Raw genomic sequence first — 25,536 nt, 5'->3', positions numbered from 1 at the left:
GCAAGGCTGATGGCATTCGACCGGGGACTGGTGGACTGGATCGCCGAGGCGATGGAGCCGATCGGCACCGTCACCATGCGCAAGATGATGGGCGGCGCGACCTTATATTGCGACGGCACCATCTTCGCGATCGTCTCCGATGAAGGGGCGTGGTTCAAGTCCGATGCGGTCAGCGATGCCGAATGGGACGAGGCCGGCTGCGCGCGCTTCTCTTATGAGATGAGCGAAGGCCGGGTTGAATCGATGAACTACCGGCGTGCGCCAGACGAGGTGTATGACGACGCCGACGACCTCAGGCGCTGGGCGTCGCTGGGGCTGGCGGCGGGGCAGCGTGCGCCGCGAAAGGCGAAGGCCAGAAAGAAGCAATAAGCCCTGCGATCAGCAGGGTGACCCAGGCCAGCAGGAAGCCAGTCATCATCCAGCTACTCGGCATCGTCATCAGCCCGGTCAGGGCGAACAGGCCTCCCATCGCGATGAAGCCGGCGAAGAGGCGCGCGAGCCGCCGCCCGCGCGTCATGATCTCGGCGATGCCGATCGTGCCCAGCGCCAGCAGGGCGAACTTCACATGCACTGCCCACCACAGGGCGCCGAGCAGGGCGGGCGTGCCCGGCAGATCGCGCAGGATCGCATAGAGCAGCGCGCCCTCGATCTGGTCGCTGACGGCGGCGACCATGAAGATCGCGATCATCGCCAGCTGCACTCGCCGCCGCGATCCCGCGGCGATGGCGGCGAGGATCAGGAACGCGGTGTAGAAGGGAATGAACCCCAGCGCGTCGAGCAGCAGCCCCGTCTTCTGCGCTGCGACCAGCGTCGACGTGCAGGGCTCGCTGCCGAACAGGGTAACGATATCGGCGGGGGTCCGCGCGAATTCGAAGCTCATGATCGGCCCGAGCCCGTTATCCGGGCCGCACGAGGCCATGCCGGGGATGCGCCCGAACGACGAGGAGCAGATGAAGGCGACGATCCCCGCCGCCGCGCATCCCCTCCAGGCCGTCCGGGGCATCACCTGCCGATCATCCCTTTTTGGCTTTCTTCGCCTTTTTGGCGGCCTTGGCCGCAGCGATTGCCTCGATCACGATGCGCCGTGCTTCCTCGGCATCGCCCCATTGGCCGATGCGCACCCATTTCTCGGACTCCAGGTCCTTGTAGTGCTTGAAGAAATGCTCGATCTGCGCGAGCACGATCGAGGGCAGATCGCCGCGCTCGCCCACGTCCGAATAATAAGGGAAGGTGGTGTCGACCGGCACGCAGACCAGCTTCTCGTCGCCGCCGGCTTCGTCTTCCAGCTTCAGCACCGCGATCGGGCGGGCGCGCACGACGCAGCCCGGCACGAAGGGCGAGCGCGCGATGACCAGCGCATCGAGCGGGTCGCCATCGGGCGACAAAGTGTGCGGCACGAAGCCGTAATTCGCCGGATAGCGCATCGGCGTGTGGAGGATGCGGTCCACGAACAAGGCGCCGGATTTCTTGTCGAACTCATATTTCACCGGCTCGCCGCCGACCGGTACTTCGATGATGACGTTGAGGCTGTTGGGCGGATCATCGCCAATCGAGATCAAGTCGATATTCATGTCTGTCCCTGGCTTTCGTGGGCGTCCGGCCGGGTCGGCCGGGGCGCGAAAGCCCCGGCAAGCCCGGATCGAGCGGTGTTGGGGTGCCCCCCTCCTATTTCGCCGTCAGCAGCGTATCGAGGCCACCCTCGCCGCTGCCGATCTTTTCAAGGCGCGGATAGCGCAGGCCGCCATGATAGTCGATGCTCACCGGCGCGATGCGGTCATTCGCCTTGACCAGCAGCACGATCGGCTCCTTGCCCGTCTTCGCCGCGGTGACGGCATCCTTGATCGCCTGGGCCGACCAGGCCTGGCCATTGACCGCGACGATCGTGTCGCTGACCGTCATGCCCGCCTTGAACGCCGGGCTGTCCCAGGTCACGCCCGTCACCGCGCCTTCATTGTTGAGCGCGAGGCCGAGCGAATAGCTGAGGTCGGTGCGCTTGCCCGTCGTCTCGGCCTGCTTGAACGAGGGCGTCGGCTCGTCGGTGTAGATCAGCTTGTAGCCATTGTTGATGAAGCCCTGGAGCGGGGCGGGCTCGCCCGTCTCGGTGATGCGCTTCTTCAGGAAGCCCGACCAGTCATAGGGCTGAATGCTGTTCAGGGTCGCTGCGACATCGTCGAAATTATAGGTGACCTGGCCATAATCGCCGTCCCTGCCGCGGAAGAAGGTGCCGGCGAAATCGTCGATCGATTTGGTGCCGCCCGACAGTTTGCGCAGGATCGAATCGACCTCCATCCAGATCAGCAGGCCTTCGTTGTAATAATCCTCCGACCGCTGGTTGCTCAGCCAGCCCTTGGGCCGGCGCTGCGAGATGACGGGATCATTGGTGGTGTCGACCATGTTGCGCCAGTTGCGCGCCGGGCGATTGTCCAGCGCCGCCATGATCGCGGCATATTGGTCGAGCGTGTCCTGCTTCGACACCAGGCCGGAACGCGCCTGCAGGACATAGCCCCAGAATTGCGTCTGGCCTTCATAGACCCACAGCAGCGACCCGCGCATCGGCGTACGGTAATCGGGCGTCCACAGATCGGCGCCGCGACGATATTTGCCGTCCCAGCTATGGGTATATTCGTGCGGCAGCAGGTTGCGCGATCCCGGGCCGTCCTTCCATTTCAGGAAATAGCCGAGCTTCACTCCGTCCTCGGAGCTGCGGTGATGCTCGAGGCCGATGCCGCCCATCTGGTCCGACAGGGAGAGCAGGAATTCATATTTGTCGTAATGCTGGGTGCCGAACAGCTTCACCGCCTGGTCGACCAGGCGCTTGTGCGCGTCGATCTGCTCGGGGGTAGCGGCCAGTTCCTCGGCATTGTCGGCATAGACGTTGAGGTTGACGCGCGGGCTGAGCGGCCATTGCCTGTAATAGCGGCCGGCCAGCACGGGCGAGTCGACCAGCACTTCGTAATTGGTCGGCTCATAGGTGTAGGTCGATCCCACCGCCCTGGACGGCAGGCCGGACGAGGCGTGCCAGCCCTCCGGATATTTCACCGTCGCCTTCACCGGGATCGCCCTCGTGAAATAGCCGGCGGGATAGAGGCTCATCGAGTTGAACTGGAGGCGCAGCATGTCCGGCGAGACGACGATCGATCCCTGGTCGCTCGCGGTGGCGGAGGCGAATTGCAGGCCGATATCGAGCGTCCTGGCGCCCGAGGGCACGTCGATATGATAGGCGAACACATCGACCGGATCGCGCGTCCAGTGAATCTCCTTGCCGTTCGCGCGGATGTGCAGGTTCACTACCTTGTCGAGCTCGCCGCGCGGCGAATGCGCGCCGGGCAGCCATTTCGGGAAGAGCAGGACCATCGGACCGGACCTGGCGACGGGTATGGTTTGCTTCGTCGTGAAGATGCCGTGCCTGATGTCGGTCGCGTCGACATCGATCGTCATCGTGCCCGGATAGGGAATGTCGCGCGCGTCCGGGATGGTGTTCACATAAGGCACCGGCTGCGGCTTCGAATTCTCGGCGAGCGCAGGGCCAATGAGAAGAGGGCCGGCGGACGCGAGCAGGGACACGAACAGGACGCGACGGATCATCAAGGATGGCCTTTCGGCAAGAGAGGAGATGAAGCGGCTTAATGGGCTGAGGCGGCCCGAGTCCAGCGCCGGGAACCGGCGTTCGAGGGGAATTCCGTAGCGTTCGCGATGTGGATCTGGCCCGGCGTAATTTTGTGGCCTTGGGTTGGACGGTGACGACATTTTCGATGGCGAGCGGCCAGTCGCTCGTGACAGTAAAAGACAAGAAATCCAGTTGGCACCTGCATCGCGTCGACGATTCCGGTCCAGTAATATTCGATTTATGCGACCCACCTGCCTGCGGGGCGAAATCGGGCGCTTCTTGGGCGTTGCACGGGTTTTATTGAAGAATGAGAGCGTGAGGCGTGCAGCTACTTGCCGAGAAGCGCGGTGGCGCGTCGCGCTAGTTTTGGACATAGTGTCGATGATCTTGCCGAATTCCGCGAGGGGTATCAGATTTTCAATGAGCGTTACTGCGAACGAAAAAGCGATACTTGGCATGCTGGTGGTCCGGTTGCGACGGGAGGGGCTCCCGGCGATTCAAGCATGATCGCCGCTGCGGTTGAATCAGTCGCGAATCAGCGCCGGCAGATCGACCGGACGGCGGAATGCTATCCAGCCTGAGGGTCGATCGCGCGCCGGATGAAGGCGGCACCCGCCGTGCACGCCGCCGCCGCTTCCTCGCTCAGCCAGTCGCGGAAGCTGGCGATCTTGCCGCTGTGCTGCCGCGCCACCGGATAGGCCAGCCAGAAGGCGCGGCCGTCGCTCGCCACCATGTCATGCGCGGGCACGAGGCGGCCCGCGTCGATCTCGCCGCGGAACAGGATCGGCGACGCGATGGCGATGCCGTGCCCGGCCAACGCCGCCGCCACATCCATATGCTCATGAGCCAGGCTGGTGCCGAAGTTGGCGGGTGGGGGCCCTTCGACAAAGCCGAGCGCGCGGTACCACAAAGTCCACCAGTCGGGGCGCCCGAGCAGCGGCACCTCGCTCGGGCGGCGCGGATCGCCGAGGCCGGCCGCGGCGTCCTTCAGGGCCGGCACACAGAGCGGCATGAAGAGGCTCGGCATCAGCCGGATCGAGCGGAGCCCGGTCCAGCGGCCATGGCCGTTGCGGATCGCTGCGTCGAACCGTCCGGCGGCGAGATCCTCGGCGACCGCCGACAGGTCGAGATCGAGCGATATCTCGGGATGCCGCGCGCGGAACCGCCCGAGCCGGGGTGTCAGCCAGCTCGTGCCGAAGGTGGGAAGCGCGGTGAGCGACAGTCGTGCCTCGTCCATATCGGCGGCACGTACGAAGCTGGCGCGCAGGCCGGCGAACGCGTCGATCGCCTCACGCGCGACGACCGCGCCGGGCTCGGTCAGCTCGACGCGGTGCGGGTGGCGGCGGAACAGCGCGACGCCGATCTGCGCCTCGAGCTGGCGCACATGATAGCTGACCGAGGCGGCCGAGGTGCCGAGTTCCTGCCCTGCTTTCGTAAAGCTTCCCAGGCGCGCCGCCGCCTCGAACGCGCGGATCGATGAGAGCGACGGAAAGCGGTGGTCGACCATAAGGTTGACTTAGCCTCTTGCCGCCATCTTCGCCTAGTCAATTGCGCTGCCGCTGCCATCCTGCCCCGCATGGCCATGAGGCGGGAGTGAGCGATGGAGAGGGAATCGAGCCAGCCGGCGCGGCGCGAGATCGTCGCGGCCCTGGCGGCAATGGGCGGTATTGCGGCGTGCGGCCTGCCCGGCCTTGCCGCGGCGCAGGGCGATCTTGCCGCCCGGGCGCATGACTGGGACTGGCTGATCGGCAACTGGGACGTGTGGCACCGCCGCCTGCGCGACCGGCTCGCCGGCAGCACCGAATGGGACGAATTCGCCGGCAGGAGCGCGCTGTGGCTGACCCTGGCCGGGCTCGGCACGATCGACGACAACAGCCTCGATCTGCCCGGCGGGATCTATCGCGGGCTCAGCATCCGGGCGTTCGATCCGGCGGCGGGCACATGGTCGATCTGGTGGCTCGATTCGCGTTACCCGACCGCGATCGACGCGCCGGTGCGCGGTGGGTTCAACGGGGATAGCGGGACCTTCATCGGCGAAGACATGTTCAAGGGGCGCCCGGTCACCGCGCGTTTCCGCTGGTTCGAAACGCATGGCCGCCGGCCGCATTGGGAACAGGCGCTGTCGACCGATGGCGGCAAGAACTGGGAAGTGAACTGGGTCAATTTCTTCACCCGCACTGCCGCGACGCCCACCCCGCTGCCGCCCTCCGGCGTGGCGCCGCATGACTGGGATTTCCTGGTCGGAAGCTGGGACGTGCGGCACCGCAAGCTGAAGCGCCGGCTGGCCGGCAGCAATGACTGGGACGCGTTCGGCGGCACTCTGGTCAACTGGCCGGTGCTGGGCGGGCAGGGCAATGTCGGCGACAACAGGATGGACTTCCCCGCCGGCCATTACCGCGGCGTCGGCATACGCGCCTTCGATCCGGTGACGCGGCTCTGGTCGAGCTGGTGGCTCGACGGCCGCAATCCGGGAACGATCGCGCCGCCGGTGCGCGGCGGTTTCGCCGGTGGCGTGGGGACCTTCATCGGCGACGATGTGCAGGACGGCCGCCCGGTCAAGGCGCGCGTGCTGTGGTCGCGGATCACACCCACATCGGCGCGCTGGGAACAGGCGCTGTCGGTCGATGACGGGAAGAGCTGGGAGACCAACTGGGTCAGCGACTTTACGAGGCGCGCATGAGGGCCGTCACGCTGCTGGCTTGTGTGCTGCCCCTGCTGCTCGGTGCCGCCGCGCCGCTCGAGATCGTCGGCGAGGCGACCCTGTTCGCGCCGGGCATTGCCTCGACCGATTATTCGGAGGTCCGGCTGACGATCAGTCCCGACGGGCGGACGGCCTTGTGGTTCAGCCGGAACCGGCCCGGCGGCCCGGGCGGCTACGACATCTGGATGTCGCGGCGCACTGGAACAGACTGGGGCGCCGCCGAGCCGGTGCCATTCAATGCGCCGGTCCGGGATTTCGATCCGGCTTTTTCGGCTGACGGACGCTTCGTCTATTTCTGCTCGGACCGGCCGGGCGGGATGGGCGGCGACGATCTCTACCGCGTGGCCGTCACCGCCGGCGGCTTCGGCGCGGTCGAATCGCTCGGCGCCCCGAACAGCAGGGGCAACGAGTTCGCCCCGATGCTGTCGCCGGACGGGTCGACCCTGCTCTTCTCGAGCGACCGGCCCGGCGGCGCAGGCCGTCACGACCTTTATGTCGCGACCCGGAAAGGCGCCGGCTTCGCGCCGGCCCGCCCGGTGGCGGGCGCGATCAACACCAGCGGCGACGAGTTCGACGCGACCTTCCTGTCCGACGGCACCACCATCGTCTTCGCCCGGGCAGGCGATTTCCGCACTGATCGGGTTGACCTGTTCCACGCCTCGGCGAGACGAGGGCGGTACGACGCGGGCACCCCGCTGCCCGGAAGCGTCAACAGCGGCGCCGAAGGGAAGGGGGACAGTTACGGCGCGATGCTGGACTGGTCCCGACCCGCCAGCCTTGCCTTCTCCGCCCGGCGGCCCGGCGCGAAGGGCATGGACCTCTACACGGTTCCCTATCGCCTTGAGCAGGGCTCCTGACGGCGCGGCCGCTCAATCCGCCGCGGCGAAGTGCGCCATCTGGTCGGCATGGGCCTTGGCGAAGGCGGGCCGTGCCGTGGCGCGGGCGACATAGGCGCGGACGGAGGGGAATGCCGCCAGCCCGTCGAACCGGTCGACCAGACGCAACACGTCCGACATCATGATGTCGGCGATGGAGAAGCTCCCGGCCAGCCATTCGCGTCCGGCCAGCACTGGCTCGAGGTGCTTGAGCCGGTGCTGGTCGAGGAACCCGCTGAACAGCTTCCACGCCGGGGACTCGCGGTCCTCGCCCGTGAACACCAATAGCGACCAGGGCAGGCTCGCCATCTCGACGGAGTTGAGCGCCGCGAACAGCCATTGCTTGGCGTCGCTGCGTGCCTGCGGGTCAGCCGGCAGCAGCGCCTCGCTCCTCTCGCCCAGGTGAAGCAGGATCGCGCCGCTCTCGAAGATCGAGATGTCGCCATCGGTCAGCCATGGCGCCTGGCCGAAGGGCTGGTGCGCGAAATGCTCGGCCGTGCGGTCGCCGAACGGCACGCTCTCGACACGATAGGGCAAGCCTGCCTCTTCCAGCGCCCACCGTACCCGGAGGTCGCGAACATAGCCGCGCGGCGCCTCGGGAACCCAGTCGAACGTGGTGATAGTCAGGTCGCCCATCCGGCATCTCCATCCGTCGTTGCTCGTGCCGAACGCGTAGACCGTTCGTCTCGGACGTTGCCAGGGGCCGCGCCGGGCGTTTCATAAATGCTGCCCGACGTCGCGCGCTGTCGCCCATCCTAGCCGTCGACCGTCACGGTCGCAAATTGCCGGACGACCCGGTCGATGGCCCGGCGCGCGAGATCGCTTCGAAGGGCCTGCCCTCCGGGCAGGCCCTTTCCTGGCTCAGTCGGTATGGGTTGCCGCGAACGGCGCGCGGACCGGCTAGGCGCCGAACGCGCCGTCGATCGTGTGCATCGCGCCTGTCACGAAACCCGCCTCGGGCCCGGCAAGCCATGCCACCATTCCCGCGACCTCTTCGGGCCGTCCGTGGCGCTTGATCGCCATGAAGCTGTGCATCAGATCCTTCATCGGCCCGTCCTCCGGGTTCGCATCCGTGTCGATCGGCCCGGGCTGCACGACGTTGATCGTGATGCCGCGTGGCCCGAAATCCCGCGCAAGCCCGCGTGCCATGCCCTGCAGGGCGGACTTGCTCAGCGCATAGGATGCCATGCCCGCGACGGGCATCCGATCCCCGTTGACGGAACCGATCACGATGATCCGTCCACCTTCCGGCATCTGCCGAGCCGCCTCGACCGAAGCGTGATAGGGGGCATGGACGTTGACCCGAAACAGCCGGTCGACGGCGTCCGGGTCCTGTTCCAGCGCATCGCCAAAAATGGCAAACCCGGAATTGACGACCAGTATGTCGAGCGGCCCGGTGTCGCGCACGCGCGCTATCACTGCGTCGCGGTCGGCGCTGTCGGTCAGGACGGCCGTGCTGCCGGTCTCCGCCGCCAGTTGCTCGGCCGCATCGCGCGACCCCGCATAGGTGAAGGTCACTGTCGCACCTTCGGTTGCGAAGCGCCGCACGATCGCGGCTCCAATTCCTCGGCTACCGCCGAGCACCAGAACTGATTTTCCTTGAAACGCAGCCATCGGGTCCTCCTTGAGGTTTAATGTAGGGCGCGCTACATAAAACTCCGAAGGGTCGAGTCAAGGGATTATGTAATCGTGACTACAAATATATTGCGCCGGCGCGGACGCCCCCGGCGCTTCGATCCCGACGAGGCTGTCGCCACCGCTCAGCATCTCTTCCACGCTCGCGGGTATGACGCCGTCAGCGTCGCGGACGTCACTGAGGCGCTGGGCATCAACCCGCCGAGTTTCTACGCTGCCTTTGGCAACAAGGCCGGCCTCTACACCCGCATTCTGGATCACTGGGCGGGCACTCGGGCGATTCCCCTCGACGAGATCCTGCGCCCCGACCGCCCCGTCGCCGAAGCCCTTGCGGCCTTGCTGGAAGAGGCTGCCCGCCGCTACGCCGCCGATCCCGCGGCGGGCGGCTGCCTGGTGCTGGAGGGCACTCGCTGCAACGATCGGGAGGCGCGCGAGGTTGCCCGCGCGTTCAACCTCGCCGCGGAGGACGCCATCCAGCGCTATATTGCCGCCCGCCACCCGGAAGAGGCCGAGCGTCTGATGAATTTCGTCAGCACCACGATGTCCGGCCTCTCGGCCAAGGCCAGGAACGGGCATGGCCTGGACCAGCTCCTTGCCACTGCCCGCCTTGCCGGCACGGCCGTCGCCCTGGCCCTTCCGGCCTGAACGCCGAGCTTGGCTCAGCCGGCGCCCCATAGGCTCGCCGGCACCATGACCTCGCCATCCTTGTAAAGGCTCGTGGCGAGCGGGTCGTCGGCAAGGAACCAGGGGCCGTCGAGGTCGACCACGTCGCAGAGCTGGGCGAGGATAAAGGCGGGCGCAGTCGACAGCGTCGCACCGGCCATGTTGCCGACCATCACCTTCAGCCCAAGCCGGCGGGCATGATCGGCCATCAGCAGTGCCTCGGTGAGGCCGCCGCATTTGTCGAGCTTGATGTTGATCACCTGGAAGCGGCTGCGCTGCGCATCGATCTCCGCCAGGTCCTGCACGCTTTCGTCGGCGGCGACCGGGATGGGCGACTGCCAGCCGTCGAGCAGCGCCTCCGCGCCGCGGCGGACCGGCTGTTCGAGCAGCGCGACATCGTTGTCGACCAGCATGGCGACCAACCCGTCGAGATCTTCGCCGCCATAGCCCTGATTGGCATCGACCCCGAGCCAGACCTGCGGGCGTGCCCGGCGCACGACGCGGACGCGTTCGGTATCGGTGGCGAGATCGCCCTCGAGCTTGAGCTTGATCGCGAGCGCGGTCGGCAGCGCCGCGAGACGCTTGAGGATTTCGGCCGGATCGTCGGCGGGCAGGGTGAAGGTGGTGATGCGCGGTTTGGGCGGGCCGACGCCGGCGAGCTGCCAGACCGGCACGCCGGCGCGACACGATTCGAGTTCCCACAAGGCACAGTCGAGCGCGTTGCGCGCGCCGCCCGGGGGCAGGAGGTCGCGCAGGCCCTGGCGATCGATGCCCGCCTCGATCGCGTCGCGGCACCGCTCGATCTCGCCTTCGATATGGGCGGGGTCGTCGTCGAGATAATAGACCCCGGCGGCTTCGCCCCGGCCGGCATGCGCGCCGTCGGAGAGCGTGGCGATCACCGCCGGCATCGATTCGAACAGATAGCCCGAGATACGGAACGGCTCGCGCATCAGCATCGCGTCGCGGCGATGGGTGAGGTTGAGCGGGCGGGCGCGCGTCGTCGCGGTCGGGGTCTCCATGCCCCGTCACATCACATGAAAGCGCTCACGTTTCAATATGAGAAACATCGTTCCCGGATAACGAACCCGATTCGTCGGAGGAGATGAGATTCCAGCTTTTCCCGGCAGACTGTACCACGCGTTGCATGCCCGGGCCGGCGCACACCGCCAGCACGCGGCACGGCTCCTCGCCAACCAGCGCATAGCCGTGCGCCATGCCCGAATCGAAATAGACCGAGTCGCCCTCGGTCAGCAGCAGGGGCGCGTAGAGATCGGAATGCAGCTCCATCGCGCCCTGCAATATATAGAGATATTCCTCGCCCGAATGGCGCACCAGCCCGCCCAGTTCGTCGATGCTGCGCGCCTTCACCTCAATGATGATCGGCACCATCATCTTCCCCAGCAGATCCGACGCGGGATAGTGATGCGTGTGGCGTTCGGAGCTGGCGCCGGGCAGTTTCCCGGCGCGTTGCACGCTGCGGCGGCCCAGTGCGGCGGGGGCCTGTGGGGTTGCCGCAGTGCCGGCCACGAGGCTGCCCATGTCGATACCCAGGCCCTGCGCCAGGCGCACGAGCTTGTCATAGGTCATGGCCATCTTGCCGTTCTCGAGCTTGGACAGCGTCGAGAACGGCATGTCGATCTTCGCCGCGAGCGCGCGCAGCGTCAGCCCCTGCTCGATTCGCGCCGCGCGCAGCGCGAGGCCGGGGTGCGGACTGTTGGTGCTTGCCTTCTTCGCCATATGCCCTCTCGCCCGGACGCTAGCGCAAAGCCGGGGGGTTGGGAATGCTCGTCGCTCGATAAGAAAACAGTTGCCATAAATGAAACACTCGTCATGATGACGCCCATGTTTCGAAGGGATTGGGCGATGGCGTTTCAATCAAGGGCGTTGTGGCTGGCAGCCACGGCGATGGCGGCATGGGTACCGGCGGCGCAGGCGGCGGAAGCGGCGCAGGACGCCCGGACGCCGGCGGCGGAGGACCGCGAGGGCTGGGGCGAGGATATCGTGGTGACCGCCCAGAAGCGGAGCCAGAACCTGATCGACGTGCCGCAGTCCATCTCGGTCGTCTCGAGCAAGGTGCTCGAGCAACGGCACGCGACGAGCCTGGTGGATTATGCAGCGCTCGTTCCCGGCCTGACTCTGCAGCAGCAGAATGCCGGCGAAACGCGCGTCATCCTGCGCGGCATCAACACCGGCGGCGCCAGCCCGACCGTCGCCATCTATATCGACGATACCCCCTTCGGATCGAGCACCAGCCAGACCAATGCCGCGCATCTTGCGGGGGACATCGACCCGTTCGACATCGAGCGGATCGAAGTCCTGCGGGGCCCGCAAGGCACGCTTTACGGGGCGAATTCGCTGGGCGGGATGCTCAAATATGTGACCGCGACGCCGAAGTTCGACCGTTTCTCCATCCGCGGCCAGGCCGGTGTCGAGACGGTCGACGGCGGCGGCACCGGCTGGTCCGGCAATGGCGTGGTCAATGTGCCACTGAGCGATACGCTCGCCGTCCGCGTCAGCGGCTTCTACCGCAAGACGCCCGGCTATATCGACGCGGTCGGCATCCCGGACCGCGATATCAACGATTCCGCCAGCTATGGCGGCCGCGCCTCGCTGCTGTTCAAGCCGAGCGACAGCTTTTCGGTCCGGCTGACTGCGATCGCGCAGAATATCCGCGCGCATGGCCGGGACGCCGTCGATGCCGATCCGCAGACGCTCACGCCGATCACGGCCGACCCCTTTACCGGGGCGGCGGGGGACGGCCTGGTTCGGTATCAGACGTTGCGGGAGAGCAACTCGGTCGATTACCGGCTTTATTCCGGTACGCTGGACTATGATTTCGGGCCGCTCAGCCTGACCTCGGTCACCAGCTACGCCACGTTGCGCCAGCATGAGGACATCGACGCCACGCCGTTGTTGGGCGACATCGCTCCCTTCTACGGCGCGGCGACGCCCTATGGCACGGACCAGCCGTCCAATATCAGCCAGAAGAAGTTCGCGCAGGAAGTGCGGCTGACATCCGCCAAGTCGGACAGTTTCGAATGGCTGATCGGCGGCTATTACACCCGCGAGCCGGGCCAGATCTATCAGCTCTACCGGCCGTTCGATCCCGCGACGGGGGCGTTCCTTCCCGAGGCCGGCACCATTCCGCAGGATCTGTTCGGTCCGGGCGTTCCCGCCAGCCCGCTTCCTTTCACCCATTTCCTGACGGCGCAGCTGGATTCGGTATACAAGGAATATGCGGCGTTCGGCAGTGCGACATGGCATGTCACCCCGGCTTTCGATATCACCGGCGGGGTCCGGTACAGTCACAATGAGCAGCGCACGACCCAGAGCCTGGGGGGTGGATTCGCCGTGTTGCAGGGCGCCGACGCGACGCTGCTCGGCAACTCTTCGGAAGGGGTGTGGACCTGGTCGGTATCCCCCCGATACGAGTTCAACGACCGGGTCGCGGTCTATGCGCGCGTCGCCAAGGGCTATCGGCCGGGTGGCCCCAATGTCGTTCCGCCCGGGGCGCCCGCCGATTATCCGGCGCAGTTCAGGGCCGATACGCTGATCAGCTATGAGGCCGGCGTGCGCGCGGAGACGGCCGACCGGACGTTCGGCATCGATGCCTCGGTCTATTATCTCGACTGGAAGGACACCCAGATCACGACCACCTTCGACACCGCGATCGGCCCGGTGACGGCGGACGGGAATGGCGAAGGGGCAAAGAGCTATGGCGCGGAAGTGACCGCGACGCTCCGGCCGATCCGCGGTATGTCGGTGGTCGGTTCGGTCACCTACAACCACACCGAGCTCAAGGGGGATATCCTGGTGGGCGGATCGGACGGCGACCAGCTTCCTTATGCGCCGCGCTGGAATGCCAGCGTGTCGGCTGACTATGACTGGGCGCTCAACGACCGGATGAACGCGTTCGTCGGTGCATCGATCATGCTGGTGAGCGATCGGCCCGCTGATTTCGATTCCGGCTATCAGGCCGCATTCGGCCATCGCCTCATGCTCGACGGTTATGACAATGTCGATCTGCGCGCCGGCATCGAGATGAAGCCGGTCACGCTGAGCGTCTATGCCAAGAACGTCACCAATTCTCGCGGACAGACCTATGCCGGTATCTATAGCGGTCGCTATGCCGGGTTGATCGACCTCGCGATGATCCGCCCGCGCACCATCGGCCTCAGCCTGGGATTCGATTTCTGATGCATATTGGATTGATCGACCTCGCCACGCGCCTGCTCCGGCACGCGCTCCCGTCCCTGTTGCTGGTGGCGGTGCCGATCGCCGCGCAGGCACCGACCCAGCTCGACCCCATCAAGCCGCCTGCGTCCGAACAGCCTGCCGGCCCGGCGCCTGGCGTGCTTCCGGCAACGGGCGGCGCGCCGCTGACCGCGACCGATGTCGATGCCTGGCTCGACGGGCTGATGCCCTACGGCCTCGAATCCGGTGGCATCCCCGGCGCGGTGGTCGTGGTGGTCAAGGACGGCAAGGTCCTCACGCAGCGCGGCTTCGGCAAGGCGGACATGAAGACGGGCAAGCCGGTCGATCCGGCCGCGACGCTGTTCCGGCCCGGCTCGGTCTCGAAGCTGTTCACCTGGACGGCGGTGATGCAGCAGGTCCAGGCGGGCAAGCTCGATCTCGACAAGGACGTGAACACCTATCTCGACTTCAGGATTCCGCCCGCCTTCGGCAAGCCGATCACGCTTCGGAACCTGATGACGCACACGTCGGGCTTCGAGGAGACGGCGAAGTTCCTGATCACGACCGATCCGAAGGCGGTCAAGCCGCTCGGCGACGTGCTGAAGCGCTGGGTGCCGCACCGCATCTATGCGCCGGGCAGCACCGCGTCCTATTCCAACTATGGTGCGTCGCTGGCCGGCTATCTGGTCGAGCGCGTGTCGGGCGAGAAGTTCGAGGATTATGTCCAGCGCCACATCCTGACGCCGCTCAACATGCGCCATTCGAGCTTCGCCCAGCCGCTGCCGGCCGCGCTCGTACCCGGCATGGCGCAGGGGTATGAGGTCGCCTCGGGCGAGCCGCAGAAATTCGAGATCATCCCGATGTCGCCGGCCGGCGCGCTCTCCGCGACGGGCGCCGACATGGGGCAGTTCATGATCGCGCATCTCGCCCAGGGCGGGCCGCTGCTCAATCCGCAGACCGCGGCGCTGATGCATGCGACGGCCAACACCCCGATCCCGGGGCTGCCGGGCATGGCGCTGGGTTTCTATCATGAGGACGCCAATGGCCTGAACATCGTCGGGCATGGCGGCGACACCAATTTCTTCCATTCCGACCTGCACCTCTATCTCGACAAGAATGTCGGCGTGTTCGTGTCGTTCAATGCGGGCGGCAAGGCGGGGGCGGCGCATATCCTGCGCGGCAAATTGTTCGACAGCTTCACCAACCGCTATTTTCCGCAAACCAAACCACCGCTGCCGACCCTGGCCACCGCGGCCGAGCATGGGCGGACCCTGGCGGGCCATTATGTCAGCAGCCGCGGGTCGCTGACCAACTGGCTGCGCCTGGTGACTCTGCTCGGCGAGACGACGGTCGCGCTCAACGACGACAATACGATCACCGTTGCCGCCCTGACCGATGCCGCCGGTGCGCCGAAGCGCTGGCGCGAGGTGGCGCCCTGGCAGTGGCAGGAAGTCGGCGGCGAGGGCCGGCTCGGCGCGCTGGTCAAGGACGGCAAGGTCGTCAGCCTGTCTCCTGCCGAGTTCGCCCCGATCATCCTGTTCCTGCCGGCGTCCGGCTCGCTGAATGCCGGGTGGATCATTCCCATGCTGCTCGCCGCGCTGGCGGTGATGCTGGTGACGGCCCTGTCCTGGCCGATCGTGGCGCTGGTCCGGCGGCGGTACGGCTATCGCCCACAGATCGCTGGACGGCCGCTGATGCTGCACCGCGCGACGCGGGTCACCGCATGGATCGCGGTGATCGTGGCGGGGGGCTGGATGGCGATGGTCGGCGTGCTGAGCAGCAACCTCGAGGCGCTCGACGGCCGGCTCGATATCTGGATGCGCCTGTTGCAATTGCTGACGCTCGTCGCCGTCGCCGGCACGGTCCTGACCCTGTGGAACGCCTGGACGATGGCGCGCAGCCCGGAGCGCAAGCGGCTGGCGACGGCATGGACGGTGCTGGTCGCGCTCTCGGCGGTCTATCTGGTCTGGCTGGCGTTCAGCCTCAAGACGATGACCTTCGGCCTGAACTTCTAAGGCATGGCATCAGGCACATCGGTTCCGGCGGGGAAGACGCTGTTCGGTCACCCGCCGGGCATGACCGTGCTATTCATGACTCAGATGTGGGCCGAATTCTCCTATTTCGGGCTGCAGGCACTGCTGGTCTATTACATGACTCAGCATCTCGGTTTCAGCCAGGGCAAGTCGTCGCTGATCTACGGCACATATGGCGCGGCCGCGTTCTTCAGCCCGTTCTTCGGGGGGATCATTGCCGATCGCTGGCTGGGCCGGAAGCGCAGCGTAGTGCTGGGCGGCGTGCTGATGATGCTCGGCCATTTCGCCATGGCGTTCGAGGCGCTGCTGTTCCCGGCGTTGGCGCTGGTCGCGATCGGCAACGGGCTCTTCATCCCGCCCCTGGCCGTCCAGGTCGGCAATCTTTACGCCGACAAGGATCCGCGCCAGACCCAGGCGTTCAGCGCTTATTATATGGGGATCAATCTCGGCGGGCTGCTCGCGCCTTTGGTGTGCGGCACGCTGGGCGAAATCTATGGCTGGCACTGGGGTTTCGCGGCGGCCGGCTTCGGCATGCTGGTCGGGCTCGCCGTGTATCTCGGTTTCGGGCATTTGCTGCCGCCCGATCCGCCGACGCGGTCGCGATCGCCGGGGGGCGTTCCCGTCGCGCTGACGAAGCCGGAATGGCGCAACCTTCGCCTGCTGGTGGCGATCGTCGCGGTCGTCGTGCTGTTCCGCATCGCGTACGAGCAGAGCGGCAACGTCATTGCGCTGTGGGTCGAGCATCAGACCGACCGGCATATCGCGCTGCTCGGATCGGGCGTCGAGATTCCGGCGACCTGGTTCCAGTCGATCAATCCGCTGCTGATCATCCTCGCGACGCCGTTCCTGATCCGCTTCTGGGCGAAGCGCGCCGAACGGCGCGGGCCGGCGAACCTGTTGCAGCGGATGAGCCTGGGCTGCGCGGTGGCGACGCTGGCGATGCTGGTGATGGTCGTCGCGGCGGCACTGAATGCCGAGACCGGCCAGCGCGTCGGGGCGGAATGGGTGACGGCCTATTTCATCCTGCTCACCCTGGGCGAACTGATGGTGATCCCGGTCGGGCTGACGCTCGTCGGCGCGCTTTCGCCGGTGCAGGTCGCGGCGATGGCGATGGGCGCCTGGTATATCGCGAAGTTCCTCGGCAGCCTGCTCGCCGGCGCGATGGGGGCGTGGTGGGGCGCCATCCCGGCGACGCTGTTCTTCGGTGCAGGCGCGCTTTCGGTCGCGCTCGCCGCGGTGGTGCTGTTCGCGATGAGCCGCAGGACGCCGATCGAGATCGGCTGATGCCCTTTTGAAGGCAATCTCCGGGGTGTGTCGATCCGCCCGCGGGGCCATGTCAAGATCCGCAAGAACGGAGCGATGACATGAGCATTTTCTACAAGACGATCCCGTCGCCGGTCGGCGCGCTGAAGCTGGTCGCGAGCGACACCGGGCTGGCCGCCATCCTGTGGGAGAATGACCGGCCGGGCCGCGTGCGGCTGGGCGCGATGATCGAGGATCGCGACCATCCCGTGCTGGTCGAGACCGAGAAGCAGCTCGGCGCCTATTTCGCCGGCACGCTGACGGCCTTCACCGTCCCACTCGATTTTACGGGCACCGATTTCCAGAAGAGCGTGTGGCACGCGCTGCTGACCATCCCGTTCGGCGAGACGCGCAGCTATGCCGAGATCGCGCGGCAGATCGGCCGGCCGAGCGCGGTGCGGGCGGTGGGCGCGGCGAATGGGAAGAACCCCATCTCGATCATCGCGCCCTGCCATAGGGTGATCGGATCGAACGGCGCGCTGACCGGCTTTGCCGGCGGGCTCGCCGCGAAGGAGCGGCTGCTCGGGCTCGAAAGCGGGCAGGCGGCGTGATCGAGGGGATCGACTGGGAGGCGGTGCGGACGGATCTGGACAAGCAGGGCTGGGCGATCCTGCCCGGCCTGCTTTCCGCTGCCGAGTGCGACGCGACGGCCGCGCTCTACGGCCCGGGGCCGATGTTCCGCAGCCATGTGGCGATGGCGCGGCACGGCTTCGGGTCGGGCGAATATCGCTATTTCGCCTATCCCCTGCCGCCGCTCGTGGCGGGCCTGCGCGCGGCGCTCTATCCGCGGCTCGCGCCGATCGCCAATCGCTGGAACGAGCGGATGGGGATCGATATACGCTTCCCTGACGCGCATGCCGATTTCCTCGACCGCTGCCATGAGGCGGGACAGGTCCGGCCGACGCCGCTGCTGCTCCGTTACGGCGCGGGCGACTATAACTGCCTGCACCAGGACCTGTATGGCGAGCATGTCTTCCCGCTGCAGGTCGCGATCCTGTTGTCGGCGCCGGGCGAGGATTTCACCGGCGGCGCGTTCGTGCTGACCGAGCAGCGCCCGCGCATGCAGTCGCGCGCCGACGTCGTGCCGCTGGCCAAAGGCGATGCCGTGGTCTTCGCGGTCAGCCAGCGGCCGCACCGGGGTTCGCGCGGCGACTACCGCGTGACGATGCGGCATGGCGTCAGCACGTTGCGGTCGGGGCATCGCCACACGCTGGGCGTCATCTTCCACGATGCTCACTGATGGCGAGGCGATCCTAAACCAAGGTGTGGATTATATCGTCCCGGCCAAAGCCTATCTGACGAGGCGGGCGGCACCTGCCGTCCCCGACTTCGAGGAGACGCTTGATGACCAGCCCGACCATCGCCGAACGCTTTCTGGGGACCCCGACCGATCTCGGCACCGAGGCGACGCGCGACATTTCCGCCGGGCTTGCCGGGCTGCTCGCCGATGTGTTCGCGCTCTACCTCAAGACCAAGAATTTCCACTGGCACATGAGCGGTCCGAATTTCCGGGATTATCACCTACTGCTCGACGAGCAGGGCGACCAGATCTTCGCGATGACCGATGCGATCGCGGAGCGCGCGCGCAAGATCGGCGGGACGACGATCCGCTCGATCTCCGACATCGCCGGCCGCCAGCGCATCCTCGACAACAATGCCGATTATGTCGACCCGCAGGACATGCTGGCCGAGCTGCACGGCGACAACAAGCAGCTCGTCGCCGAGATGCGCCGGGTACACGCGCTGTGCGACGACTATGCCGATGTCGCGACCGCCAGCCTGCTCGAAGTCTGGATCGACGAGACCGAGCGCCGCAGCTGGTTCCTCTATGAGAGTTGCCGGTCCCCAGTCTCCCGCTGAGGGACGGCCGCGGCGGCGCGCCTTCCCTCCCCCCGGTCCGGGCGCGTCGCCGCGAAACTATTGGAGCGAAATTTGCGGCGGCGGGCCTGGCTCGTCGCCAATTCCTTGCGTGTGGGCTGAGCCGAAACATCCCCTTTCCGTTCGTGTCGAGCGACGTCGAGACACTTGGTTGGGTTCGACGCAGGTTTCTCGACTTCGCTCGACACGAACGGAAAGGGGGATTGTAGACGGCTGGACTAATTCGCCGCCCGCTCGATCGCCTCGATCAGCGCATCCGGATCGATCGGCTTGGACAGGAACGCCACGGCCCCCGCCGCCAGCGCCTGGTCCCGCGCCGCGTCGGTCGGATAGGCGGTCATCACGATCACCGGATGGCGCCACCCGCGCCGCACGATCTCGGCCTGCAGTTCGAGGCCGGTCATGCCTGGCATGTGCAGGTCGGTCACGATGCAGGCGATCTGGCCTTCCAGCCCGCAGCCGAGCAGCGCCTCGCCGCCGGAAAAGCATCGCGGCGTCAGGCCGGCCGACCGCATCAGGCTGTTCAGGCTGCCCCGCACGCCCGGATCGTCGTCGACGATCGCGATGAGGGGGGATGCGGTCACGGTGGATACTCCAGTCACGATAAGGGCCTAACGCCGGGGTCAGTCCTCCGGATGCGCCGCGCCGAAGAATTCCACCATTATACTCAGGCGTTAAACCGGTGGATCGACTCGTCGCGCACGCCGAGCTGTTCGGCCATGCGGACGAGGTCGGCGAGCGACTGCGCCTCCATCTTGCGCATCACATTGCCGCGGTGGATCTTCACCGTGATCTCCGACAGGGCCAGCCGGCCGGCGACCTGCTTGTTCATCAGGCCAGTGACGACCAGCCCCATCACTTCGCTCTCGCGCGGCGTCAGCGAGGCGTAGAGTTGCTTCAGCCGCTCGCTGCCGGCCGATTCGGCGCGCCGCGCCCGGTCGCGCTCGATCGCGGCGGCGACGGCTTCGAGCATCTGGTCCTCGCTGAACGGCTTGGGCAGGAAATCGACCGCGCCCGCCTTCATCGCGCGCACCGTCATCGGGATATCGCCATGCCCGGTGATCAGGATCACCGGGATATGGATTCCCCGCGCGGCAAGGCCCTCCTGGAAATCGAGTCCGTTCTCGCCCTTGAGCCGGATGTCGAGCACCAGGCAGGAAGGAAGGCCCGGCACGCCCGCGGCAAGGAAGGAAGCGGGCGACTCGTGAAGCGCGACCGCGAGCCCGGTCGAGCGGAACAGGCTGCCGAGCGCGCCGCGTACATCATCGTCGTCGTCGATGACGCACACACAGCCCTGGTCGATGCTCATGCCACGGCCCTTTCGTCGTCGGCGACAGGGAGGCGGAAGCGAAAGCTCGCGCCGCCCTCGGGGTTGTTGCCGGCGGTCAGGCTGCCGCCATGCTGCTCCAGGATCGACCGGCAGATCGACAGGCCCATGCCCATGCCGTCCGCCTTGGTGGTGAAGAAGGGGCGGAACAGCGCCTCTGGATCGTCGCCGGCAATGCCGGGGCCGCAATCGCGCACCGCCACCGTCACGCCGGTGGCGTCGTTCTCGGCGTCGAGGCACAGGTCGCGGCGGTCGAGCGGGTTCTCGCCCATGGCCTGCTCCGCGTTGAGCATCAGGTTCATCAGCACCTGCTGGATCTGCACCCGGTCGCCCGTCACTTCGGGCAGGCCCGCCGGGATCGCGGCCTGGACCGTCACATGGTTCGCCTGGAAATCGCGGTCGAGCAGCGCGATCGTCTCCTCGATCAGCGCGGCAAGATCGATGCGGCTCTGCTTCGGCTCGGCCCGGCGGGCGAGATTGCGGATGCGCTCGATCACGCTCGCGGCACGCGTGCCGTTGGAGGCGATATGGTCGAGGCAGTCGGACACTTCCGCTGCGCGCGGCGCCTCGCGCGCCAGCCAGCGCTTGCCCGATTTGGCATAGGTGATGATCGCCGACAGCGGCTGGTTGACTTCATGCGCGATCGAGGCGGCGAGCTGGCCGAGCGTGGTGATCCGCGCGACGTGCGTCAGCTCGGCCTGGGCCTGGGCGAAGCGCGCCTGGGCGCGGTTCCGCTCGGTGACGTCGAGCGCCATGAGCAGCACGCGCGACCAGCCCCGATTGTCCTGCGGCAGGGTTACGCGCAGCACCACGTCGACGGTCTCGCCCGACAGCGTGCGGAACTGCGATTCCTCCTCGATCCATTCCTCGCCGCGCTTCAATGCGTTGAAGATGCGGATCAGTGCCACGCCGCCGAGCGGCGTATAGTGGCGAAAGATGCCGCCGGCGATCAGCGTCTCGCGGTCGGGCAGGCCGAACATCAGTGCGGCGGCCAGGTTGGCGTCGCGCAGGCGCGCGCCGCGTGCCGCCTGTTCGACCAGCTCCTGGTCGGCCTCTCGTCCATCCCGCAACAGGGCAAAGGCGGTCGACCAGTCCGATTCCCAGATCGGGAAGCCGGCGGCGTTGAAGATGGTGCGATAGCGTTCCTCGGACCGGCGCCGCGCCTCGATGTCCGACAGATGCCGCGCCGACAAGATGGTGGTGATGCCGATCGCGACGAGGCTGACGACGAGCCGCATCGCGGGGGAACCGAGCGGCTCGGCCCAGTGGCTCATGACATAGCCGATCATGGCGAGCAGCGCGCAGAGCAGGCCGGAGGCGATCACCATGATGCGATCGTTGCTGCGCGAGGCGATCAGCACCACCGTGGTGTAGAGCACGGCGACCGCGCCTTGCAGCGGGCTCAATATGTCCAGCGCCAGGATGACGAGCGCGACGACCATCGCCGTCGCGGTGCGCAGGCGGGCGGCCAGTCGCCTTCCCTCCCGGTCTCCGCGCATCATCGTCTCCCGCCACCGCCGGGGCCATCCCGACCAGACTGGTTCCACGCTGAACGAGAGGGTGCGCGAGCGCAACAGTTCCGATTGGTGGGACCAGGGGATCATCGCGCCCCGACGCACAGTTCGAAACAGGTGCCGGGATTGGCGTCGAGCCAGGCGTGATGACCGCCCAGCCGCGCCGCCATCATGCCGACCAGCCGGCCGCCCAGGCCGGTTCCCCTTGCGGCCTGGTTCGGGTCGCGACCCCGGCCGCAATCCTTGACCTCGAGCAGATAGCCGCCGCCCGCGCCCACGCGCAGCACGACGCTGACGATGCCGGCTTCACCCGGCGCATAGGCGTGCTTGAAGGCGTTGGTGACGATCTCCGACACGATGATGCCGATCGACGTGGCCTCATCCGCCGGCACGTGCACGCCGGCGGCGTGCACGATCACGAAGCGGCCGGCGGCGCTATCGGCGACGCTTTGCTCCAGCTCGCCGCCAAGCTCGTCGAGATAGGTGCCGAGATTGACCATGGCCGCCTGGTGCGACCGGTAGAGCTGGCGATGGACACCGGCGATCGCGCCGATCCGGCGGAGCGTCATATCGAACGCGGCGGCGGCGACCGGATCCTGGATGCCGCGCGCTTCCGCCGAGACCATCGCGGAGAGCAGCTGGAGACTGTTCGCCACGCGGTGGTTGACCTCGTCGGCGGTGCTGGGTTCGGGCGCCGGCGGCAGGACGGTCACACGGGCATCCTGCGCAATGCGGTCGATGGTGGTCATCATCATGACGGTCCCCTCCGGGCAGCACTCCCGCTGCCGAGGACTGCAGTGATCCCCGATCGTCGCCGGGCGGGCCATCATACGGTGGTTTAGGGTCGGACCACCCCTTGGTATGATGGCAACAGCCCATCGTGCGGCAGATATCCGGCGTCATCATAACCGAGAGGAATAATGTCATGATGGATCGCCGGACTTTCACCCTGACCCTGGGTGCCGCCATGGCGAGCGCCGCGCTTGCGCCGGTCGCCCGCGCCGCCGCGCCCGCCATCTGTAACGTCGTTCTGGTGCACGGCGCCTATGCCGACGGATCGAGCTGGAGTGCGCTCATCCCGCTGCTCCAGGCGGCGGGCATGAAGGTGACCGCGGTGCAGAACCCGCTGACCTCGCTCGCCGACGATGTCGCCGCGACAAGGCGGGCGATCGCGTTGCAGGACGGGCCGGTGGTGCTGGCGGGCCATAGCTATGCCGGCATGGTGATCAGCGAAGCGGGTGTCGATCCCAGGGTCGCCGCCCTGGTCTATGTCGCCGCCCGCGCGCCCGATGCGGGCGAGGATTATCCGGCGCTGACGAAGCAGTTTCCGACGCCGCCCGCATCGGCCGGGCTGACTCATGCCGGTGGCTTTGCCCAGTTGAGCGAGGAAGCGTTCCTGCGCGACTTCGCCAATGGCGTCGATCCAGTGCGCGCGCGTGCGCTCTACGCCGTGCAGGGGCCGATTGCCGACACCTTGTTCGACAGCCGCACCACCCAGGCGGCGTGGCGCAGCAAGCCGAGCTTCTATGCCGTGTCGCGCAACGACCGCACGACCAATCCCGACCTGGAGCGCTTCCTCGCGCGGCGGATGAAGGCGACGACCATCGAGCTCGACTCAGGTCATTTGTCGCTCGTCACCCATCCGCGCGAGATCGCCGGGCTGATCCTGCGCGCCGCCGATGGCGGCGCGGCCTGATCGCCGGTTAGTCGAGCCGGTTCTCAGAACCGCTCGCCGACCATCTCCTCGCTCTTTGCCCAGAGCGCGCGGGCATGGTCGGGGTCGAGCGCATAGGCGCGCACGCCGCCGCGAATGCCTTCGCCCTCGACGATCTCGGCGACATGGCAATCCTCGCAATATCTGCCGCCGACCTCTTCCGGGGCGGCGACGATCGCCGCCCAGACCGAGGTCGCGGCGCCTTGCGGGATGGTCTTGAAGCGGAAAGCCTCGGCGCCTGCCGCCTTCTGGGCTTCGTTGATCGATGCGATCAGTGTCTCCATCGCCTCCTGCGTCATGTGGCGCGCGAGCTCGGTATGGATGCCGCCGGGATGGACCGCCGTCGCGCGGATGCCCTGGTCCTTGTGACGCCGGTCGAACTCGACCGCGAACAGCGCATTGGCGGTCTTGGACCGGCCATAAGCGACGAACTCGGCATAGGGCGTATGCTCGAAATTCGGATCGTCGAGATCGACATCGGCGAAGCGGTGCCCGGCCGAGGACAGGTTCACCAGCCGCCCGCCCGGATTGATCAGCGAGACGATGCGATTGACCAGCACGAAATGACCGAGATGATTGGTACCGAACTGAGTCTCGAAGCCGTCGGCGGTTTTGCCCTGCGGGGTGGCCATCACGCCCGCATTGGCGATCACCACGTCGAAGCGGCGGCCGTCGGCGAGCAGCGCATCGGCGCAGGCGCGCACGCTGGCGAGGTTCGCCAGGTCGAGCTCGACCAGGTCGAGGCCGCCGCCATTGGCGGCCTGCTCGCGCACCACCTCCGTCGCGCGGTGCGCCTTGTCGAGGTCGCGGGCGGCGCCGACCACCTGCGCGCCGTGCGCGGCAAGCGCGCGCGCGGTCTCGACGCCGAGGCCGGCCGAGACGCCGGTCACCAGGATGCGCTTGCCGCGCAGGGATACGCCGTCGAGGACCTCGTCGGTGGTCGTGGTGTCGCCGAAAATGCTGCTCATGGGAGATTTCCTTGGAGAGGGGGCATTGCGGCGCCTATCTGGTCGCCGGACGCGCGAACCGGACGCCCGATCGTGTCGAGTTCTTGCCTGATCCTCTCAGTCCGCCGTTCGCGGCGCTTGTTTCGCGGGCCGCGCGCGCCATGTTGAGTCCATGCGGGAACAGCTCGATCGATTGTGCGCCCTCGCGCTGCGGCACCAGGGCGATGGCGAGCGCGGCAGAGTCATTCCGCGCCTCGGCATTCATGTCAGCGGCGCCCCCACCGGCGCTTTGCCCGGCATGTACGAACCGATGATCTGCATCGTGCTGCAAGGAGAAAAGCAGGTGATGATCGGCGACCGCCTGCTCCAATATGGTGCCGGGGATCAGCTGATCGCCTCGATCGACCTGCCGGTATCGGGGTGCATCGTGAAGGCGAGTCCCGACCGGCCCTATATCGTCGTCGGCATGGCGCTGAACCAGGACATGGTGACGTCGCTGTTGTCGGAGCTGCCGCCCCGGGCGGAGGAGCCGACCGCCGGCTTCGCCGTCGGCGCGGCGAGCCCGGCCTTGCTCGACAGCTGGGGCCGGCTGCTCGCGCTGTTCGAGACGCCGGAGGACGTGCCGGTGCTCGCGCCGATGCTCGAGCGCGAGATCCTGTACCGAATCCTGCAGGGGCCACAGGGCGGCATGCTCCGCCAGGCGGCGATCACCGACAGCCGCCTGTCGCAGATACGCGCCGCGATCGGCTGGATCAGGAGCCATTTCGACAAGCCGCTCCGGATCGAGGCGCTCGCCGATATCGCCGGGATGAGCCTCGCGTCCTTCCACCGGCACTTCAAGGCGGCGACGGCGATGAGCCCGCTGCAATATCAGAAGTCGCTCCGCCTTCATCAGGCGCGGCGCCTGCTGATCGCCAGCGCCGACGCGTCGCGCGCGGCCTATTCGGTCGGTTATGAAAGCGCCTCGCAGTTCAGCCGGGAATATGCGCGGATGTTCGGCTGCCCGCCGGCGCGCGACGCGGAGCGGCTGCGCGGGCAGGGGCTTGTTCAGGCCATCGTCGCGGCGTGAGTCGCACGGCAGCTATGGCGTCGGCCTGTCCGGCGCGCTAGGGTTTGTGGATTATATATCCTATAGGAGCGGGTTCG

The 25,536-nt window shown here is 67.0% G+C and carries 25 protein-coding genes; 12 read left to right on the top strand and 13 right to left on the bottom strand.

Going from position 1 to position 25,536, the window contains the following annotated elements:
• Nucleotides 1-9 precede the first annotated feature (9 nt).
• The gene (locus ACZ1I5_RS19175; RefSeq protein ID WP_465170834.1) at nucleotides 10-369 is read left to right on the top strand and encodes a TfoX/Sxy family protein; all 360 of its coding nucleotides are present in this window, start codon (nucleotides 10-12) and stop codon (nucleotides 367-369) included.
• Here the strand turns inward: ACZ1I5_RS19175 and ACZ1I5_RS19170 are convergent.
• From ACZ1I5_RS19170 to ACZ1I5_RS19155, 4 genes are all read right to left on the bottom strand, one after another.
• Complete coding sequence (locus ACZ1I5_RS19170; RefSeq protein ID WP_465170833.1) at nucleotides 293-1,003, bottom strand: hypothetical protein; 711 nt, start codon at nucleotides 1,001-1,003, stop codon at nucleotides 293-295. The two genes, ACZ1I5_RS19175 and ACZ1I5_RS19170, sit on opposite strands and share 77 nt — an antisense overlap.
• A gap of 10 nt (nucleotides 1,004-1,013) precedes the next feature.
• Entirely contained in the window at nucleotides 1,014-1,571 is a 558-nt protein-coding gene (ppa, locus tag ACZ1I5_RS19165) for an inorganic diphosphatase (RefSeq protein ID WP_465170832.1), read from the bottom strand.
• A 94-nt stretch (nucleotides 1,572-1,665) separates the two neighbouring features.
• The gene (locus tag ACZ1I5_RS19160) at nucleotides 1,666-3,585 is read right to left on the bottom strand and encodes a M61 family metallopeptidase (RefSeq protein ID WP_465170831.1); all 1,920 of its coding nucleotides are present in this window, start codon (nucleotides 3,583-3,585) and stop codon (nucleotides 1,666-1,668) included.
• 590 nt (nucleotides 3,586-4,175) lie between these two features.
• Nucleotides 4,176-5,114 (bottom strand): LysR substrate-binding domain-containing protein, encoded by a 939-nt coding sequence (locus ACZ1I5_RS19155; protein ID WP_465170830.1) that lies wholly within the window; start codon nucleotides 5,112-5,114, stop codon nucleotides 4,176-4,178.
• Between the two features lie 93 nt (nucleotides 5,115-5,207).
• On the opposite strand from ACZ1I5_RS19155, the gene ACZ1I5_RS19150 reads away from it, so the two are divergent.
• Together ACZ1I5_RS19150 and ACZ1I5_RS19145 are read left to right on the top strand one after the other, a co-directional pair.
• On the top strand, nucleotides 5,208-6,287 hold the full coding sequence (locus tag ACZ1I5_RS19150) for a hypothetical protein (protein ID WP_465170829.1): 1,080 nt from the start codon (nucleotides 5,208-5,210) through the stop codon (nucleotides 6,285-6,287).
• Nucleotides 6,284-7,165: a TolB family protein gene (locus ACZ1I5_RS19145; protein WP_465170828.1), complete on the top strand. Its 882-nt coding sequence runs from the start codon at nucleotides 6,284-6,286 to the stop codon at nucleotides 7,163-7,165. Before ACZ1I5_RS19150 ends, ACZ1I5_RS19145 begins: the two co-directional genes overlap by 4 nt.
• A 12-nt stretch (nucleotides 7,166-7,177) precedes the next feature.
• On the opposite strand, the gene ACZ1I5_RS19140 is transcribed toward ACZ1I5_RS19145, so the two are convergent.
• Both ACZ1I5_RS19140 and bdcA read right to left on the bottom strand, forming a co-directional pair.
• The gene (locus ACZ1I5_RS19140) at nucleotides 7,178-7,819 is read right to left on the bottom strand and encodes a glutathione S-transferase family protein (protein ID WP_465170827.1); all 642 of its coding nucleotides are present in this window, start codon (nucleotides 7,817-7,819) and stop codon (nucleotides 7,178-7,180) included.
• Nucleotides 7,820-8,083: 264 nt separating this feature from the next.
• Nucleotides 8,084-8,797 carry an SDR family oxidoreductase gene (gene bdcA / locus ACZ1I5_RS19135; protein ID WP_465170826.1) on the bottom strand — a complete coding sequence of 238 codons (714 nt, stop codon included), beginning with the start codon at nucleotides 8,795-8,797 and terminating at the stop codon, nucleotides 8,084-8,086.
• A gap of 75 nt (nucleotides 8,798-8,872) precedes the next feature.
• On the opposite strand from bdcA, the gene ACZ1I5_RS19130 reads away from it, so the two are divergent.
• On the top strand, nucleotides 8,873-9,463 hold the full coding sequence (locus ACZ1I5_RS19130) for a TetR/AcrR family transcriptional regulator (RefSeq protein WP_465170825.1): 591 nt from the start codon (nucleotides 8,873-8,875) through the stop codon (nucleotides 9,461-9,463).
• Between the two features lie 14 nt (nucleotides 9,464-9,477).
• Here the strand turns inward: ACZ1I5_RS19130 and ACZ1I5_RS19125 are convergent, their stop codons facing one another.
• Complete coding sequence (locus ACZ1I5_RS19125; protein WP_465170824.1) at nucleotides 9,478-10,500, bottom strand: dipeptide epimerase; 1,023 nt, start codon at nucleotides 10,498-10,500, stop codon at nucleotides 9,478-9,480.
• 25 nt (nucleotides 10,501-10,525) lie between these two features.
• Complete coding sequence (locus ACZ1I5_RS19120) at nucleotides 10,526-11,218, bottom strand: helix-turn-helix domain-containing protein (protein ID WP_465170823.1); 693 nt, start codon at nucleotides 11,216-11,218, stop codon at nucleotides 10,526-10,528.
• A 126-nt stretch (nucleotides 11,219-11,344) separates the two neighbouring features.
• Here ACZ1I5_RS19120 and ACZ1I5_RS19115 point away from each other — a divergent pair, with 126 nt between their 5' ends.
• From ACZ1I5_RS19115 to ACZ1I5_RS19090, 6 genes are all read left to right on the top strand, one after another.
• Complete coding sequence (locus ACZ1I5_RS19115) at nucleotides 11,345-13,678, top strand: TonB-dependent receptor (protein ID WP_465170822.1); 2,334 nt, start codon at nucleotides 11,345-11,347, stop codon at nucleotides 13,676-13,678.
• On the top strand, nucleotides 13,678-15,690 hold the full coding sequence (locus ACZ1I5_RS19110) for a serine hydrolase domain-containing protein (RefSeq protein ID WP_465170821.1): 2,013 nt from the start codon (nucleotides 13,678-13,680) through the stop codon (nucleotides 15,688-15,690). The genes ACZ1I5_RS19115 and ACZ1I5_RS19110 overlap by 1 nt, the downstream gene beginning before the upstream one ends.
• Nucleotides 15,691-15,693: 3 nt before the next feature.
• Nucleotides 15,694-16,992: a peptide MFS transporter gene (locus ACZ1I5_RS19105; protein WP_465170820.1), complete on the top strand. Its 1,299-nt coding sequence runs from the start codon at nucleotides 15,694-15,696 to the stop codon at nucleotides 16,990-16,992.
• An 80-nt stretch (nucleotides 16,993-17,072) separates the two neighbouring features.
• The gene (locus tag ACZ1I5_RS19100) at nucleotides 17,073-17,561 is read left to right on the top strand and encodes a methylated-DNA--[protein]-cysteine S-methyltransferase (RefSeq protein ID WP_465170819.1); all 489 of its coding nucleotides are present in this window, start codon (nucleotides 17,073-17,075) and stop codon (nucleotides 17,559-17,561) included.
• Nucleotides 17,558-18,250, top strand: coding sequence for a 2OG-Fe(II) oxygenase (locus tag ACZ1I5_RS19095; RefSeq protein WP_465170818.1), 693 nt, complete (start codon nucleotides 17,558-17,560; stop codon nucleotides 18,248-18,250). Before ACZ1I5_RS19100 ends, ACZ1I5_RS19095 begins: the two co-directional genes overlap by 4 nt.
• A gap of 104 nt (nucleotides 18,251-18,354) precedes the next feature.
• Nucleotides 18,355-18,870, top strand: a complete 516-nt coding sequence (locus tag ACZ1I5_RS19090) for a Dps family protein (RefSeq protein ID WP_465170817.1) — start codon at nucleotides 18,355-18,357, stop codon at nucleotides 18,868-18,870.
• Nucleotides 18,871-19,106: 236 nt separating this feature from the next.
• Here ACZ1I5_RS19090 and ACZ1I5_RS19085 read toward each other — a convergent pair whose 3' ends face one another.
• The 4 genes from ACZ1I5_RS19085 to ACZ1I5_RS19070 all read right to left on the bottom strand — a co-directional run bounded on the left by ACZ1I5_RS19085 (nucleotide 19,107) and on the right by ACZ1I5_RS19070 (nucleotide 22,484).
• Nucleotides 19,107-19,472, bottom strand: a complete 366-nt coding sequence (locus ACZ1I5_RS19085; RefSeq protein WP_465170816.1) for a response regulator transcription factor — start codon at nucleotides 19,470-19,472, stop codon at nucleotides 19,107-19,109.
• 83 nt (nucleotides 19,473-19,555) lie between these two features.
• A complete protein-coding gene (locus tag ACZ1I5_RS19080; protein WP_465170815.1) occupies nucleotides 19,556-20,197 on the bottom strand; it encodes a response regulator transcription factor in 642 nt (213 codons plus the stop codon).
• Nucleotides 20,194-21,714 (bottom strand): sensor histidine kinase, encoded by a 1,521-nt coding sequence (locus ACZ1I5_RS19075; protein ID WP_465170814.1) that lies wholly within the window; start codon nucleotides 21,712-21,714, stop codon nucleotides 20,194-20,196. The genes ACZ1I5_RS19080 and ACZ1I5_RS19075 overlap by 4 nt, the downstream gene beginning before the upstream one ends.
• Before the next feature lie 101 nt (nucleotides 21,715-21,815).
• Nucleotides 21,816-22,484: a sensor histidine kinase gene (locus ACZ1I5_RS19070; protein WP_465170813.1), complete on the bottom strand. Its 669-nt coding sequence runs from the start codon at nucleotides 22,482-22,484 to the stop codon at nucleotides 21,816-21,818.
• Between the two features lie 173 nt (nucleotides 22,485-22,657).
• On the opposite strand from ACZ1I5_RS19070, the gene ACZ1I5_RS19065 reads away from it, so the two are divergent.
• Entirely contained in the window at nucleotides 22,658-23,425 is a 768-nt protein-coding gene (locus ACZ1I5_RS19065) for an alpha/beta fold hydrolase (protein WP_465170812.1), read from the top strand.
• 23 nt (nucleotides 23,426-23,448) lie between these two features.
• Here the strand turns inward: ACZ1I5_RS19065 and ACZ1I5_RS19060 are convergent, their stop codons facing one another.
• The gene (locus tag ACZ1I5_RS19060) at nucleotides 23,449-24,411 is read right to left on the bottom strand and encodes an SDR family NAD(P)-dependent oxidoreductase (RefSeq protein ID WP_465170811.1); all 963 of its coding nucleotides are present in this window, start codon (nucleotides 24,409-24,411) and stop codon (nucleotides 23,449-23,451) included.
• A gap of 151 nt (nucleotides 24,412-24,562) precedes the next feature.
• Between ACZ1I5_RS19060 and ACZ1I5_RS19055 the strand changes: the two genes are divergently transcribed.
• Entirely contained in the window at nucleotides 24,563-25,459 is an 897-nt protein-coding gene (locus tag ACZ1I5_RS19055; RefSeq protein WP_465170810.1) for an AraC family transcriptional regulator, read from the top strand.
• The last annotated feature ends 77 nt before the right edge of the window (nucleotides 25,460-25,536 follow it).

The organism is Sphingomonas sp. BL-S-30 (assembly GCF_055521475.1).
This window is presented reverse-complemented; position numbering and strand designations above follow the sequence as displayed.